The organism is Enterococcus sp. LJL98 (assembly GCF_054871745.1).
In genome coordinates this window covers 24,486-40,862 of record NZ_JBTXLU010000006.1, presented here as the reverse complement: position 1 = coordinate 40,862, position 16,377 = coordinate 24,486, and the positions used below count along the sequence as shown (strand labels likewise).

Genomic DNA, 16,377 nt, shown 5'->3' with positions numbered 1-16,377 from the left:
AGAAGGTTCGCTATTAAAATCCTCCCACTCAAACTTGACTTAGGGAGGCCTTTCCTGCTTGAGCCCTGCACTGGTTACATTGTTTTTGTGTTTGCTGCTTTTAACACCGCTAGGAACGCCTCACCGTATTTCTCCAATTTATTTTGCCCAACGCCCTTAATATCAAGAAAATCTAAGGTGGTTTGCGGTTGCTTTTCGGCCAGTTCTTTTAAGGTTTGGTCAGAAAAAATGATATAAGGCGGTAAGTTTTGTGCTTGTGCAATTTCTAAACGTAGACTACGTAACTGTTCAAAGAGTGCATCATCCGCTAGAATTTGTTTCACAAGGTTTTGCTTCCGCGAGACTCGTATTTTCCCTAATAAAACTTGAACGCCGAGACTCGAAACGGCGAGTGTCGGAAACTGCCCTTCAGATGGCACTAGGTAGCCTTCTGCGGTTAAGTAATCAATCAAGCTGGACAAATCTTTTTGGGTCCAGTCGTGCATTAAACCATGCGTCGGTAGTTCATGAAACCGCCATTGCTTGACCTTTTGATCGTTCGAGCCGGCAAGCACTTTTGCAACGAGTGATTTGCCAAAGCGTTCCCCCATCCGTTTGACACACGAAAGGACTTTTTGCGTCTCTAAAGTAATATCCACTGATTCTCGTTCGTCCAAGCAGTTGCTACATTGGCCGCAGTCTTGAGGATTGGTTTCCCCAAAGTAACGTAAAATATATTTTTGCAAACACATTTGCGTGTGCGCGTACTGGTTCATCTCCTGCAATTTCACATGTTCGCTTTGGCGATAAGTGATGTCTGATTCCGATTGTTCAATAAAAAATTTCTGAATCTGGATGTCTTGGGCCCCGTAGAGTAAAATGGCCTCACTTGGCAAACCGTCTCGCCCCGCACGGCCAGCTTCTTGGTAGTAAGATTCAATATTCCCAGGCATTTGGGCGTGAATCACAAAGCGCACATTGCTTTTATTAATCCCCATTCCAAAGGCATTCGTTGCAACGATTACTTGGATACGATCAAATAAAAAGAATTCTTGATTCGTTGAGCGCTCGATTTCACTCAGACCTGCATGGTACCGACCCACTTTTATCTTGTGGTGTTGCAACAAGTGATAGATGCGTTCAACTTCTTTTCTCGTGCTCGCATAGATGATGCCCGATTGCTCTTGATTCAATCGTAGATATTCTAACAAGTAGACGTCTTTTTGGTTTTTCACCACTTGAAAGGCGAGATTTTCACGGGAAAAACCTGTTTTGACCTCATTCGCCATTGGAATCCCTAGCCGTTGACAAATGTCTTCAGCCACTTGTGGCGTCGCAGTGGCCGTTAATGCAACAATTGGTGGTTTTTGATCAAACTGCTGAATCGTTTCAGCCACACTTAAATAACTGGGACGAAAATCGTGTCCCCATTGCGAAATACAGTGGGCTTCATCGACGGCCAATAAGCTTAATTCGACGTAACGCAAGAGCTCCTGAAAGTCGTAGCTGGCTAAACGTTCGGGTGCAACGTAGAGTAGTTTAACTTCTCCTTGGCCGACTTGACGAAAGCGTTGGTTGGTCTCTTCTTGTGTGAGGGTACTATTGATATAGGTTGCTGGAATTCCCATCTCATTGAGTTGATCTACCTGATCTTTCATCAGTGAAATCAAAGGAGAAATCACTAAGGTCAATCCTTCTAACATCAATGATGGCAGTTGGTAACACACTGATTTCCCCCCACCTGTCGGCATAATTCCTAACACGTTTTCGTGTTGTAAAATTTTATTAATAATGGCCTCTTGCCCTGGTCGAAAGGCGGAATAGCCAAATTTTTCTGCTAATAATTGTTGCTTGTTAATAAAGGTATCCTCCTTTGATATTTGAGTGGCTTTTGTTATAACCGATCAAAGTGCTGATACAAGTATAGCAAATCTTGGCTCTCCTGTTTGAGTTTTTCACCAATATTCGTCTCAGCAACTTTTTTGCGTGTCGAAACCTGTTCTACAACCCGCAAAGTCGAGACAATATCGGTCCCATTTTCAACGGCATCTTCGACCGAGGTAAAGGGTTGGTGCGCAGCAAGGAGCATGCCGTAACTATTGGAAAGTAGCGTATAGCCTGCAATCCCAGTCGTCTTTTGATAGGCTTTGGCAAAGCCGCCATCAATCACCAGCATCCGACGATTGGCTTTCATTGGACTTTCCCCTTTCTTTTCTTTGACTGGCGTATGCCCATTAATAATATGCCCCGTTTTTGGTAAATGAAAAGCAGTCAAAATTGCTTCACAAATGTCTTCATCATTACGCAAGACATAATACGCATTTTTTTCTTCCACATGGCTCGCCGGATCCGCAATGTAATAACGTTCAAACGTCGTCATTGCTTTTTTACCAAATAAAGAAGAATTTTCTCCCGCCCATAAATACCACATCAAATCGGTCGCAAAATCTTCTGAAATTTTGGGTTGAGCATAACACGCTTCGACTTGTGCTTGATAAAAATCAAGGAGTTCCTTGCCTGCATAACTTTTCTCAGCAATACGCAAAGATTTGAAATCACCATTAGCATGCAAGGGAATACACCCGTGTAATAAAAGGTTCTCGTTATAGCACAAATACATTCGCCCTTTTTCATATAAAAAATCCATGTGGCGCTTGAGTTTTTCTGAATCTTGGTAATTGGTTAACAGTTGGACAAGTAAGGCTTTTTCTTCATCCGTCAACCTACACGGATTACTCGGATCGACCGTTGGGGCAAAAAAATCTTCCAGAGGATAACATTGGCCGTTTCGCTCAATCGTAGCCTGATGATAATCAATCTTTTCAAGCACCGCTCGCTCTTGCATTTGAAATTCTGGCCGTCGTTTGATTAATTGCCCTTCAAGCTTGAACTGTAAGAGCGCACAAGCTTGCTGAATTTGATTACAAAGGTCTTTTTCGTTTAACGAAAAGGCGTTGTCTTCATCAATCACGGGTGAAAATGGCTTTTGCGGCGTGTAATATTTTTGACTATACTCAATCAAGGGGCGTAAATGCACGCCATAACTTTCTTCTAAAATCGCCAAGTTCCCATAGCGCGCTTGAATTCGAATCAAATTCACCAAGGCAACTTGCGAACCACCCATCGCAGCCAACCAGATAATATCATGGTTCCCCCACTGAATATCAATGGAAGGTAGTGTCAGCAAGCGTTCCATAATCGCATCTGGTTGTGGTCCCCGGTCATAAATATCACCGACAACATGCAAATGGTCCACTACTAATCGTTGGATGGTCTCAGCTAGGGCACGCAACAAGTGAGGTGCCTGATTTAATTCAATAATCTTTTCGACAATGGATGTGTAATACGCTTGCTTGTCTGTTTGACTCCCCAAGCTATTCAGTAATTCTTCCATAATGTACGCAAATTTCTTGGGGAACGTTTTTCGCATCTTCGAACGTGTATATTTCTTTCCTGCATAATCCAATACTTGAATGAGTCGCCAGATTTGCTCCCGATACCAATTTTGCAAATCCTTTTTCGATGTCATTTCTTGTTGTTGGCGCGCAATCTTTTCTTTGGGATAGTAAATCAATGTACATAAGTCCGTAACTGCTACATGTGGCTCGTTTTTAAAGCATTCTTCAACCTTCGCACGCACACTACCAGAACCATTACGTAGCACGTGATTAAACGCTGCATACTCTCCATGAATATCACTCACAAAGTGTTCTGTCCCTTTTGGCAAATGTAAAATGGCTTCTAAATTAATTATTTCGGTTAAGACCTCTTCTTTTTCTGCAAAATGGCTTTTTAGCAGTTTGAAATATTTCTCCTCGATGATACTCGCCCCCCTTATGATTGCTACTAATATAGCAAACTCTTTCTCGAGTGTATAGTTTTGGGGGTGGAAAATAGCTTCCTGTCTCACATTGAAGTAATATTTCTCCCAAATAAAGAAAGACACTCTAAGTTCATTTTTAAAATAAACTTCAGAGTGTCTCTCTTTGTTATCGCTATTCGACTTTTAGAATCTGCCCCTCTCTTAATTTGATATGTTGATTTTCTTTAAGCAATACGACTTTTTCACCACTTGTAAAAACTAACATTGAGGTCGTTGATTTCCCAGCAGCTTTCACAACTTCTAAGTTCATTTTTCCTAATAAATCGCCAGCTTTCACTTGTTGTCCAACCGTAACAAACCTTTCAAAACCTTCACCTTTTAATTCGATAGTATCAATGCCCAAATGAAGTAGCAGTTCACGACCATTCTTTTGTTTCAAACCATATGCATGTCCGGACGGGAAAACGGTTGTAACCTCTCCATCGCAAGGAGCCACTACTTCATCAAAATCGGGTACGATGGCTAATCCATCCCCCATCATCTTAGTTGAAAAGACAGGGTCTTCCACCATTTTCAAATCGATTAATTTTCCTGACATAAATGCTAAGTACTCTTCTTTTTTCTTTTTATGAAATAACATAGAATTCTCCTCTACTCGTCAATGTCTAAAATATCAACAATACTATTTTTATAAATAATTGCTTTCGCTCCAAAAACAGCTTGAATACCGCCACCAACCATCAGTACATCTGCCGCCCCTAGCTTCTTCAACCCTTCCCGATTCACTTTATTTGAATCAACTACATTCACTCTCAAGCGAGTGATACACGCATCGATATCTTGAATGTTTGCTTCCCCACCTAGCAATTCAATAATTTGCAAAGATTCTTCTCTTAGAGAGTCTTTAGTTACCACTTTTGGTACCTCTTCACCTTCCACTTCATCTTCAAATCGTCCAGGTGTTGGGACATTAAATTTAACAATAAACGCTCTAAAAATCACATAATATAGGGCAAAAAAGATGAGACCAACCGGGATAACATACATCCAATGTGTTCTAGCTTGACCTTGTAAGACACCAAACAACGTAAAGTCAATTACACCTCCAGAAAAAGTATTTCCTATCGAAATATTTAGTAAATCAGCTACAAAAAAAGATAAACCATCTAAAAGTGCATGAATGACATACAAGACTGGTGAAACAAATAAGAACATAAACTCCAGAGGTTCAGTAATTCCTGTGATGAAAGATGTTAAGGCGACACCAAAGAATAAACCTGCATATTTTTTTGCTCTCTCTTTAGGAACAACATGGTACATTGCTAATGCGGCACCGGGTAAGCCAAACATCATCGTTGCAAAACGTCCTGCAAAAAAACGAGTTCCTTCCGTAAATAACCCTACATGATTGGGATCTGCTAGTTGAGCAAAAAAGATTTTTTGCGCACCAACAACCGTTTCTCCTGCTACCGTTTCCACACCACCAAGTTCAGTGTACCAAAACATCGGATAGATCATATGATGTAATCCAGCAGCTCCACTTAAACGCATCAAAGAGCCATATAAAAAGCTACCAAAAGGCCCCATTGTAACAATCGCCTCACCAGAAGAAACGAGCACTTGTTGAAAAGGTGGCCAAATAAGATAAAAGAGTGCTCCTACAAAAATTGCAGCAAACGACGTTACGATTGGAACAAAACGAGAACCTCCGAAAAAACCTAGAAACTGAGGCAATTGAATATTATAGTATTTATTATGTAAATAGACGGCTACACTACCAATCACAATCGCACCAACTACGCCAGTATCAATCATGGCGGCATCTTCTGCACTAAAAATTGCTAAAAGCGCTTTGATCGTTGCATTCATTACTAAAAACCCTGCAACTGCTGCTAATACAGCGGTTGCTTTATCACGTTTAGCTAAACCTGCTGCAAGTCCCATTGTTAAAAGTAAAGCCAAGTTACTAAATATAACTTCACCTGCTGAAGCCATGACTTGAAAAATTCCTTGTAGCGCAGCAATATCTAAAAACGGATAGGTCTGAATCGTCGTTGGATTCGATAATGCACCACCAATTCCTAATAACAAACCTGCTGCTGGTAAAATGGCAATTGGTAACATGAATGATTTCCCTATTTTTTGTAATTTTTGAAACATCACTTTTCCTCCTCTATTTTCATTATAAAACGCGTAGCAATTTCTTGTGGACGGGTAATTGCACCACCGACAACAGCACTATAAACGCCTAGATCAAATACTTGTTTTAATTCTTCAGGTGTATGAATTTTCCCTTCAGCAATAACAGGGATTTTAACTTCTTTAAGTAATTGTTCGATTAGTTCCAAATCAGGACCTGCTGTTTGTCTCGAATAACTTGTATATCCCGCTAAAGTCGTTGATATACAATCAAACCCCATCGCTTCAGCATTTTTACCTTCTTCCAAAGTCGAGCAATCTGCCATTGCCAAACAACCTGCCTTATGAATTTGTTGTAATAAATCAACTAGTTTTTCTCCATTTGGGCGTGGTCGATTCGTTGCGTCTAAAGCAATCATTTGACAACCCGTTATTAATAATTCTGTCACTTCTTGTCGCGTTGCCGTAATGAAAACTTCGCTATCTAAATAGTGCCTTTTAATAATACCAATGACTGGTAATTGAGTGACTTTTTTGATTTCAATAATATCTTGGACTCCCTGGGCACGGATTCCTGCTGCTCCTGCATTTTTCGCAGCTAAAGCCATCCTTCCCATAATCATAGAACTATGTAATGGTTCGTCAGGTAACGCCTGGCAAGAAACCACCAGTTTTCTTTTTATTTTTTCTAACATATTTTCACTCCTATGATTTTAAATGATAAAGATGCAGCGCAATGTAACTAATCTCAGATTCTGAAAATTGAATTTGAAAACGCGTTGCAATTTCTTTTGATAAGCTATTTGCAATCTGGTAAATTTCTGGATATTTTTGTTGAATCACACCTGCTAGTGGGTTTTCCAACTCTTTTTGATGCTCCGAACGTTTCAAAGCAAATTTTAAATGTGTCACTAGTCTCGCTTTTGCTAATTGATTATTTGTAATTTGTTCACCTAATTGTTCCCGCAAATAAATTAAAGCGTATTCAATAACTTGAGCATAGATTGCTGTTTGTGAAACTTTCTCTTGGTTTAATGCAGCATGTAGGTGTAAAACAATCGATCCCACTTCTGAATGAGGTAACTCAATTTCTAGTATTTTATTTAGTTGCTGGACCATTTTTGTTGCAATTGCATATAACTCAGGATACATCACATGATATTCTTCTGTTAAAAAACTGCTTACTTTGATCTGGTGTTCTAAGCGATAAACAGCAAAACGAATATGATCTAGTAACGATAAATGAATTCTCTCATCAAATTTCTTTTCTAATTGTTGTTCTGCCAATAATATCGATTTTTCAGTAGCTAACAGCACTCGTTCTGGTGTATCTAATACCATTCGCTCATAGTCTGACAATTTTTTTGAATCCTGAATAATATAATAATTACTCGCTTGCTCTTCTTTGACAGTCATTCCCGGTTTCATCTGAAATCCAATTCCCTTACCAATCAAAATATACTCTTTCCCTTGATTACTCGCTAAAATAATATTGTGAGTGAGTATTTTAACAATTTCAAATGTTTTCATACTCTCCCTCCCCTTTTTTTCTAACTTTCCTAAAAAAATGTACAAAAAAACAACTATCCTCCTTTCCAAGACACACTAAAACTTACGGTCATTTACTCGTAAGCTAATGCCTATACTGAAAAGGTGTATAGTTGCACGCTATACTCAGTAGAGTACATTGAACCGCTTTCATTGTCAAGTCATAACCATTAAGAAACTCTCCCAATGACTAGAATTTTTTTCTCGTCATTGAGAGAGTTTTTTCATATTTTCTCGCTTGAGTGTTGCTAGGCTCGTAATCGTTTACTCAAATAGTACTTGGTCACGCCACGCATGGGCATATCTGCTAATTCGCCAAAAACTTCATAACCTTGTTTTTGATAAAATGCTAAAGCTTGATAACTTTTCGTCGTTAAAGTTAAATGAATCATTTCTCGTTCGATGGCTAATTTTTCCACCGCTTCCATCAGTTGACTACCGATTCGTTGCCCACGGTAGGCGTCATCAACAGCAAGTAAGTGAATATACATCGATTCATAGGTCTGTTTCACAACGATGCCACCTGCAATCTTTTCTCCATCCATCGCGGCAATTCCCATCACCTCATCCGAAATGACCGGTAGTCCAGCGGCAATCGTTTGCGCTTCAAAAATTTCTCCCAAGACTTTTGTTAGTTCTTCAACGCTCATTGTTTTTAATTCCATTCATCCTTGCTCCTTTTTTTCAATAACATTCAATCGCTTTTAACCATTGATGAGCGACCAAAAAGTGTCCGTTTTGATTCGGGTGGACCCGATCATCGGATAGAATGTAACTGGATTGGATCGTTAAATAGTCATCGATCACTTCTTGAATATCTAAATAAATCAGCTTATTTTTTTCTGCAAGTTGTTTGACGACTTCTTGATAGGCTTTTAATTGAATGAACATGGGATCTTTCTGATTCGTCTCAAACATAAAAGGGCTTAGCAAATACAGACCCTTCACTTGGTCTTTTGTTTGATCGATGAGTCCTTGATAGGTCGTTTCAAAAGTCGTTAAATCGACGAGATCCGTTGGGTGTTGGAAATTTTGGTCAAAGAAACGCCAAACATCGTTAATACCAATCAAGATTGAAACATAATCCGGCTGCAAATCGAGTACATCTTGTTGCCAACGTTTTTCCAAATCGGTCACTTTATGACCGTTTACCCCTTTGTTGATCACCATCATTTCTGCTGCGGGATAAAGGGCTGTCAGTGCGGCTGAAATAAGCGAAACATACCCTTCACCCAGACTGCTAAAATGTCCTGGCGCAATTTGATCATTCCGGCCTGAATCTGTCACAGAATCGCCAATAAATACGATTTTCGATTTTTTATCTAACTTCATAGGATCCTTCCTTTCTTCTATTGCCTTCTTTCTTATTGTACCCGATTCTTAGGAGAAGAGAAGGGGGGGGAGGTCAAAAAAAGAGGCAGTCGGTTAAGTAACAAGCCGCTCGCCTCTATTTTTTATTTTTTTATTGTTTGGTTGCAGATAAAATCAACATCATTGGCCGTCGCAATTCATCCTTCATTCCAGGGTATGTCAGCAGATGACTGGCTGGTTCCGGTTCAACCAGATGATTTAACTGATACCCATTTTGTAACAAGGTATTGACGTAAGTTGTCAGCGTGCGATGATATTTCGTCATCTCCTCCCCTAAAAAGCGAACATGACGCGCACCCTCCAAGGCATAATTATCCACAGGAAAATGACGAATTTTCCCCTTCTCATCATAGCACCAATCCTGGCAACCTTCTGCGGTGAAAATGGGGTGTTCCACCGTAAAAATCAAGATCCCCTTTGGTTTTAACATTTGATGAATTTTTTGAATCAGCCTTTCGTAATCTGCTACATAATGAAAGGCCAATGAACTCAAAACAATGTCAAAGGTTTCTGCTGGATAATCAATCGCTTCCATCGCTTCCCTTCGATACGTCACTTTCTCACTCCTGGTCTGTTCTTTTGCAACGGCTAACATTTTTTCCGATAAATCAACACCAATCACCGAAGCAGCGCCTCGCTCAACAGCCTCAATCGCGTGCCAACCATAACCACAACCTAAGTCTAAAACCTCTTTTTCTGTGAAATCAGGTAATATTTTTTCAAGCGCCTGCCATTCACCTGCTCCAGCTAACCCTTGTGTCGAACGAGTCATTTGGCTATATTTCTCAAAAAAAGCTTGATTGTCATATTTATTTTCTTTCAATGGACGGTTCCTTTCTTGATTTAAGTGGTGGAAAATCACAAGAAACGATTTCTCTAAATTTTTTCCTCTTCTAAATAACTTTGATATTTTCCTGGTGTCGTTCCTTCATACTGTTTAAAAATACGAATAAAAGTATTAACGTTTTTACATCCTACAGCTTCCGAGACTTCACTTACTTTGAGATTTCGTTCTTGAAGTAGATGTTTTGCTTTGTTTACCTTTAATTGATTCAAGTAATTTTTAAATGTAATTCCTTTCGACTCTCTTATTAACTTACTAAGGTAAGATTCTGTAACATGAAACTTTTCTGCTAAATCACTCAGCGATATATCTTCTACAAAATGGCAATCAATATATTCTAATACCCTATCAATTAATTCAAGACTTTCTGGCGTTTCTTGTTCAATTATATATAATAATTTTTCGAAGATTAAAAGATATGTGTGATATATCTTCTGTTCATCTGTTCCAATTAATTGATTGAATAATACTTGATTATCTTTGTAAAAAACAGAATAATCAAACACCGAAATTTGAGCCACTCGTTTGATTGTGTTCATTAATGCTTGTTTAAAGTCATCCATTACATAAGTTGATAATTCCCGCTCGAAAAGATTCATACGCAATATTTTTTCAATCAATTCCATTGCTTCAATACTATTGTTCTTTCGAATTAAATAAATCAACCTTTGCTCTGCTTCAATAGAATAACTATAAGCTGTCGATGAACTAGGTATTGTTGGATTTCTAGTTATTTCCTCACTAGTAAAATCTTTTTCTGCATTTAATCCTACAACCTCACGCAATGTCAAAGAGAATGTATCTACAGCTGTAAATGGCGTAGACATCACAAATTTTGATAACACAAGTAATTCTTCACGTAAAATACGTTTTAGATTAGAAATTGTCTCGATTATTATATCTTGATTTTTTGTTAAAGAGATGATCACGAATTTTTCTGTACTAATTGATTGAATATAAAACTTTTCTTGCTTTGACGATATACCATATTCAATAATCTTCTGTCTCGCAGCCATTATTTTTTTATTTGATAACTGACTCTCAACTTTCGAAGTTCCTGCGATTGTTAAAATCACAATAACCCCACCTAATTTCAAATCTTCCCATCCTAATATCGGTATAATTCTTTCTAAATCTTTACTTGAATACTCACCTAACAATATTTTTTTCAAAAAAACCTCTCGAATCTCTACGATACTACTCTCTTTAAACTGGCTCAAGTCATAATTCACAGTCTGTAAGTCTTCAATTTTTTCGAGTACTGAATCCACATTCACCGAATCTCCAGGGTCATTTTCAATTTTTGTAATAATCTTTTTGTAAGGTCCGTAGTTTTTTTTACTAAAGTAAATCGTTAATAATAATCCTAATGAAAGTAGTATAAGCAATAATTTTAAAATAGACCAGATAGTATCAATTGGAAAACTCGGGGTTACTGTATCTAAAAATACCATGGCATAATCTAATCCGGGAACAGAAATAGAACGCTTCCAAAAAATAGATTCACTACCATTTTTTTCATAGCCTATGCCATTTTTTTTTACTGATTCTAATGGTAAATATTTTTTAATGACTATCTGATTCATATCTAGGTAATTATGATCCTTAATAAAGAAAAAATTTGCTCCTTCATATTCTTTATCTAGCACGGTTAAATCTGATTTTTCCCAATTCAAAAGAAAATACAATGACTCTTCTTTTTCTGGAAGATAAATTTTTCTTAGTAGATAAATTCTTTCATCTAAACTAAAAATTCTTATACTATTGAGATCCTCAGATCTTAGTATCTCTATTAATTCCGACTGCTCTTGAGATAACTCAATAAAATCAAGGTAGTCCTGAAATAAAAAGTAACCATTTGGACTAACAACCATATTGCCTTCCCCTTTTGTCAATCCTATGTTGTAATCTAATTGATACCCAGAAAACAACCCTTCTTTTAGCTGATCAAATATTACTGAATACAATGAATAGTCACCGTCAGGTACTATTGCTAGTTGCTGTATCCTCTTATTTTCAGACAACATTTTTGTTGCTGTTAGAGCTGTCTCCAACTTAGTATCGACGACATTAACTTCTCTTTCAAAATAAAATTCAATTTCAGCAATTGATTCATATTTTTGTCTATTCCATTCTTTATTGATAACTGTAAATAAAATAATAGCCGTGTACAAAATTATTATTATTGAAAAAGAAAAAAAGATTTTTCTGTAAATACTCCCTTTCATAATACCAACCCTCCTCCAAACAAAATTATGACATACTTTCTCTAGAGTTGAAAGGCAAAAAGCCACTATAAGCATAGTGACTTTAATACTAACAGTTTAAGATACTATCCAAAAATTAGCCTTTTGTTGCCCCTCCCATACTAAATCCCTTAGACATAAATCCTTGAGAAATGGCATATAATATCACCACTGGTAGGGAATATAGCACTGAAAATGCAGCTAGACGTCCATAATTAACCATTCCGAAATTTCCAAAGAATTGAAAAATTGATACAGACGCCGGCATTTTTTCTGGTGACTGTATGAGAATGTATGGAACAAAAAAGTTTCCCCAACTCCCTGTAAAGGTAAATATTCCTACTGTAAATATTCCTGGGAGCATCAGGGGTGTTACAACTTTTCTGATACCTTGCCAGACAGATGCTCCGTCTACCCATGCAGATTCTTCAAGGTCTAAGGGAACTGAATCCATAAAATTTTTCATCATCCAAATACCATAGGGAAGTGAAGATGCGGTTAAGAAGAAGGTTAAAGCAAGCAGTGAATCTTGAAATTTCAAATATAAGAACATTTGATATACTGGAACAATAACTGCTGTCATCGGTAAAGACGTCATAAATAAAATAGTCATCATAAAAGATTTTTTATATTTTAAACGGTATCTAGATAATGGATATGCTGCTAAGACACAGAGAATAACAATTAGGATGGACTGACCTCCAGATATCCCTAGACCAATTGCAAACGAACGTAATAGTACTTTATCAGTTAGAATTGATATGAAATTTTGCAAGGTCCACTCTGTAGGCATTTGAAGAGCTTGAATTGCACCTGTATCAACGGAAGCAAATAACATCCACAGTAATGGCAATAAAAATAAAACGCCAAGTAAACTCAATACAACATAATGAATAATTGTTTCAATTTTATATCCTTTATTAACCATATCAATTCACCTATACTTTCACTTTCAATGTTTTCATATAAATTAAGCTAGCAAGTGCACCTAGAGCTAATAAAACCAAGGATATTGCTGTACCGTAACCTAATTGATAACTGACAAAAGCTTGTTTATACATAAATACTGGTAACGTTGCTGTACTTACACCAGGTCCACCACCAGTCATTGTATAAATTAAAGTAAATACTCCTAGAGTTTGCAAGGTTACTAACATTAAGTTTGTTGCAATTGTACCTCTAACCATCGGGATCGTAATTTTTGTAACTATTTGCCAACGACTTGCACCATCCATTACTGCAGCCTCTTCCACTTCGCTAGGAATATCATCTAATGCTGATTGAAAGACCATCATTGAAAAAGCAGTCCCTCTCCAAATATTAGCAATAATTACACTAACCATTGGAAATGTAAATAACCAAGCAACCGGCTCAATATTCATTAACCCTAAAAGCCAATTCGCTGTTCCAGTTTCTCCTAAAAAAGCAACCCAACAAAATGAAACGACAACTTCAGGAGTCACCCAAGCAGCAATTACGATTAACCCAATTACTCTTCGAAATGCAGTGTTTTTTTCCCTCATTAAAAAGGCTATTAAAAAACCTAAGAAGCATTGTCCAACTACAGCAGAAAAAAATACAAAGACAACTGTATTCCAAATACTCCTACGAAATTCGGGATCCTGAAACATTTGTACAAAATTGTCAAATCCTATAAATTGAAATTGACTAGCATTTGCGCCAGTCAAAGCAAGGTTAGAAAAAGAAAAAATAACGGTTAATGCCATAGGACCAATAAAAAATATTAATAATAGCACCCAGCTAGGAAATAGGAAGAAAATTGATTTTAAATTGTCAGATAATTTATTATTAACACTTCTTTGTTCTATTCTGTGTTCCATAAATTCCACCCTCTTTATTTAAATAGAGCGGCTAATGAGCCGCTCATTAATTTTTTACATTTACTTAACATTTTCTTCTCCAACAATACGGGTTACATTCTTTGCATAGTCTTTAGCTGCTTGTTCAGGAGTCTTACTACCTGTCGCAACAGCCTCAACCATATTTTGAATTTCTACAGACACATTTGGATATTTATCATCGGCAGGTCTAAAATGGGCATTTTGCAAGAAAGTCGTTGCTTCTTTAATAAACGGGCTGTTCGCATACTCTGGTATTTCAGCAGAGTCATCTCGAACAGTTAAGTTCCCTTCTGCCATCGCACGTTTTGCTTGCTCTTCTTTACCACCTAGCGATTGCATTACTTTCCAAGAAGCGTCTTTATTCTTAGCTTTTGCTGGAATTGCCCAGGTCCATCCACCAGACATTGTTGTAGATCCAGGGTCACTTCCATCTTCTGTTGGCATTGCAGCGAAGCCAAAGCGCTCTGTCATATTATCAACAGGAACAGCACCGCCTTCATTCCAATTCCCTGTATTCCAGAAGCCATCTAAAATAATTCCTGCTTGATCATTTGGAAATTTGTCTTGCATCATGACAGATCCGTAGTTACTATTAATTGCTACTGATAGTGAGGGTCCTAATTTTTTTTGATTATAAATTTCATCAATAAATTCTAAAGAAGATAAAATTCCAGGCGTGTTCACATTCCATTTTCTAGTATCACTATCGAATAATGTATCCTTTGTTCCATAAAGAAGCATTTCAAATGTCTGCATTGAAACAGATTCACCGTTAGCTTTTGCAACACCCATTCCAAAAGGTATAACATCAGGTTGTGACTCTTTAATCTTCTCTGCTGCTTCTATGATTTCAGCCCAATTATTAGGTTGCCAATCTGAGGACAATCCTGCTTTTTCAAAAACATTTTTATTATACCAAAGTCCTCTGGAATCCGAAGTACCTGGAATTGCATATACTTTTCCATCTTGTCCCGTTGAACCTACTTTAATATTTTCAGTGTATTTAGACCACTCATCCCAATCTTTAAGATAGTCATCTAGTGGTGTTAGATAGCCAGCGTTCGCATCAGAATTTAACATGAAAGAATCCTCTGCAACAATATCTGGTGCTGTGTTTTCAGATTGCATAGATAGAGCAACTTTAGAAAAATAATCGCCTTCACTTGCTGTAATTGGCGAAAGTACAATCTTTATATCTTCATTCTCTGTTTCGAATTTCGGAATAAACTCTTCATCTAAAAACTTGCGTAGATTGTCATGTTCTCCTGTATCTCTCCAAGTAATTTTTATTTCTGTTTTCCCATCTTTTGATGCACTCTCTCCTTTATTACTATCACCACATGCTACTAAAGATAAACCAACTAATACTGATGTAGTCAAACCCATAATTAATTTTGCTTTCCCTCTAAGTTTAAACATTTTTTATCCTCCCAATTTTCAATGATATCATCTTTTACATCAGTATCGGCCGCTACCAATGTAAGCACTTACATTATCGCTTTGTTCTTTAATATAAACAATCAGTTAAAATTCAAATTATCACCATTTATTGCAAATGCATACAAAAAATGGTGATTTCTGATAGAAATAGAGATGAAAATTGAATGATTTTTTATATAAAATAGAATTACGGTCTACTTATTCATTGCATTAAAATTATAAAACCCACTATTTCATTACAAAATAGTGGGTTTTATCGTAATAATTTCCAATTAGACTTATTTTTTCATTCCAAAAAACCAATATTAGCAGTTAATATAAGTAAAACAGTAGTATGTGCCACTTTGATAAATCAAAATAGTACATTTATTTTCTCATACTCCCCTTGTTGCCTGTTCCAGTACTTCTCCAATGGCTTCGTTAATCACTAAATCCCCTCGCCCATCTGCAGGAGTCGCACTCTTATTGATTAGCACCAGCGTTTTTCCTCTAAAATAATCAATCAAGCCAGCCGCTGGATACACGACGAGTGAGGTTCCACCAATAATTAATGTGTCTGCCTGAGCAATGGCCGCAATCGCCCCTTGAATGGTGGCCTCGTCCAAGGATTCTTCATAGAGTACAACATCTGGTTTCACTCTTCCCCCACACTTTGTACACATCGGAATCCCCTTTGATTCTAGGATAAACCTCTCGTCGTAAAAATGTTGGCAGTCGACACAATAATTACGTAAAACCGAACCATGCAATTCAAAAACTTGTTTTGAGCCGGCTGCTTGGTGTAGTCCATCGATATTTTGGGTCACCACCGCTGTTAATTTCCCAATTTTTTCTAGGTAAGCCAAAGCGCAATGGGCGCCATTGGGTTTCGCTTCCGGGTAGATGAGTTTTTCTTTATAAAAGTCAAAAAAGGCTTCCGGATGATTCACATAAAAAGAATGCGACACCAACTGTTCCGGTGTAAAGGTTTGCTTTAATTCTTGGTTAAACAAGCCTTCCGCACTTCGAAAATCCGGAATCCCGCTTTCGCTACTGCAACCCGCACCACCAAAAAAAACAATCTTTTGGCTCTCTTTTAAAATTTGTGTCAATTGCTCGATTTTGTTCATTTTTTTCACCCCTTTT

The 16,377-nt window shown here is 37.5% G+C and carries 14 protein-coding genes; all 14 read right to left on the bottom strand.

Features of this window, described 5'->3' with window-relative positions; all coding sequences use genetic code 11:
• Positions 1 to 74 precede the first annotated feature (74 nt).
• Positions 75 to 1,838 carry a DNA helicase RecQ gene (gene recQ, locus ACYSNO_RS06275; RefSeq protein ID WP_461730309.1) on the bottom strand — a complete coding sequence of 588 codons (1,764 nt, stop codon included), beginning with the start codon at positions 1,836 to 1,838 and terminating at the stop codon, positions 75 to 77.
• Between the two features lie 35 nt (positions 1,839 to 1,873).
• Positions 1,874 to 3,799 carry a fructose-1,6-bisphosphatase gene (locus ACYSNO_RS06270; RefSeq protein ID WP_461730308.1) on the bottom strand — a complete coding sequence of 642 codons (1,926 nt, stop codon included), beginning with the start codon at positions 3,797 to 3,799 and terminating at the stop codon, positions 1,874 to 1,876.
• 175 nt (positions 3,800 to 3,974) lie between these two features.
• Positions 3,975 to 4,442, bottom strand: a complete 468-nt coding sequence (locus tag ACYSNO_RS06265) for a PTS sugar transporter subunit IIA (protein WP_461730210.1) — start codon at positions 4,440 to 4,442, stop codon at positions 3,975 to 3,977.
• Positions 4,443 to 4,453: 11 nt separating this feature from the next.
• Positions 4,454 to 5,962, bottom strand: coding sequence for a PTS transporter subunit EIIC (locus tag ACYSNO_RS06260; RefSeq protein WP_461730209.1), 1,509 nt, complete (start codon positions 5,960 to 5,962; stop codon positions 4,454 to 4,456).
• A complete protein-coding gene (locus ACYSNO_RS06255) occupies positions 5,962 to 6,636 on the bottom strand; it encodes an N-acetylmannosamine-6-phosphate 2-epimerase (protein ID WP_461730208.1) in 675 nt (224 codons plus the stop codon). The genes ACYSNO_RS06260 and ACYSNO_RS06255 overlap by 1 nt, the downstream gene beginning before the upstream one ends.
• 10 nt (positions 6,637 to 6,646) lie before the next feature.
• Positions 6,647 to 7,471 (bottom strand): PRD domain-containing protein, encoded by an 825-nt coding sequence (locus ACYSNO_RS06250; protein WP_461730207.1) that lies wholly within the window; start codon positions 7,469 to 7,471, stop codon positions 6,647 to 6,649.
• A gap of 266 nt (positions 7,472 to 7,737) precedes the next feature.
• On the bottom strand, positions 7,738 to 8,154 hold the full coding sequence (locus tag ACYSNO_RS06245; protein WP_461730206.1) for a GNAT family N-acetyltransferase: 417 nt from the start codon (positions 8,152 to 8,154) through the stop codon (positions 7,738 to 7,740).
• 19 nt (positions 8,155 to 8,173) lie between these two features.
• Complete coding sequence (locus ACYSNO_RS06240) at positions 8,174 to 8,821, bottom strand: SGNH/GDSL hydrolase family protein (RefSeq protein ID WP_461730205.1); 648 nt, start codon at positions 8,819 to 8,821, stop codon at positions 8,174 to 8,176.
• Between the two features lie 130 nt (positions 8,822 to 8,951).
• Positions 8,952 to 9,683 carry a class I SAM-dependent methyltransferase gene (locus ACYSNO_RS06235; RefSeq protein ID WP_461730204.1) on the bottom strand — a complete coding sequence of 244 codons (732 nt, stop codon included), beginning with the start codon at positions 9,681 to 9,683 and terminating at the stop codon, positions 8,952 to 8,954.
• Between the two features lie 53 nt (positions 9,684 to 9,736).
• A complete protein-coding gene (locus ACYSNO_RS06230; RefSeq protein WP_461730203.1) occupies positions 9,737 to 11,932 on the bottom strand; it encodes a helix-turn-helix transcriptional regulator in 2,196 nt (731 codons plus the stop codon).
• Positions 11,933 to 12,047: 115 nt separating this feature from the next.
• Complete coding sequence (locus ACYSNO_RS06225; protein ID WP_461730202.1) at positions 12,048 to 12,878, bottom strand: carbohydrate ABC transporter permease; 831 nt, start codon at positions 12,876 to 12,878, stop codon at positions 12,048 to 12,050.
• Between the two features lie 10 nt (positions 12,879 to 12,888).
• A complete protein-coding gene (locus ACYSNO_RS06220) occupies positions 12,889 to 13,791 on the bottom strand; it encodes a carbohydrate ABC transporter permease (RefSeq protein WP_461730201.1) in 903 nt (300 codons plus the stop codon).
• Between the two features lie 60 nt (positions 13,792 to 13,851).
• The gene (locus tag ACYSNO_RS06215) at positions 13,852 to 15,198 is read right to left on the bottom strand and encodes an extracellular solute-binding protein (RefSeq protein WP_461730307.1); all 1,347 of its coding nucleotides are present in this window, start codon (positions 15,196 to 15,198) and stop codon (positions 13,852 to 13,854) included.
• 428 nt (positions 15,199 to 15,626) lie between these two features.
• Entirely contained in the window at positions 15,627 to 16,361 is a 735-nt protein-coding gene (locus ACYSNO_RS06210) for an NAD-dependent protein deacylase (protein ID WP_461730200.1), read from the bottom strand.
• Positions 16,362 to 16,377: the final 16 nt, after the last annotated feature.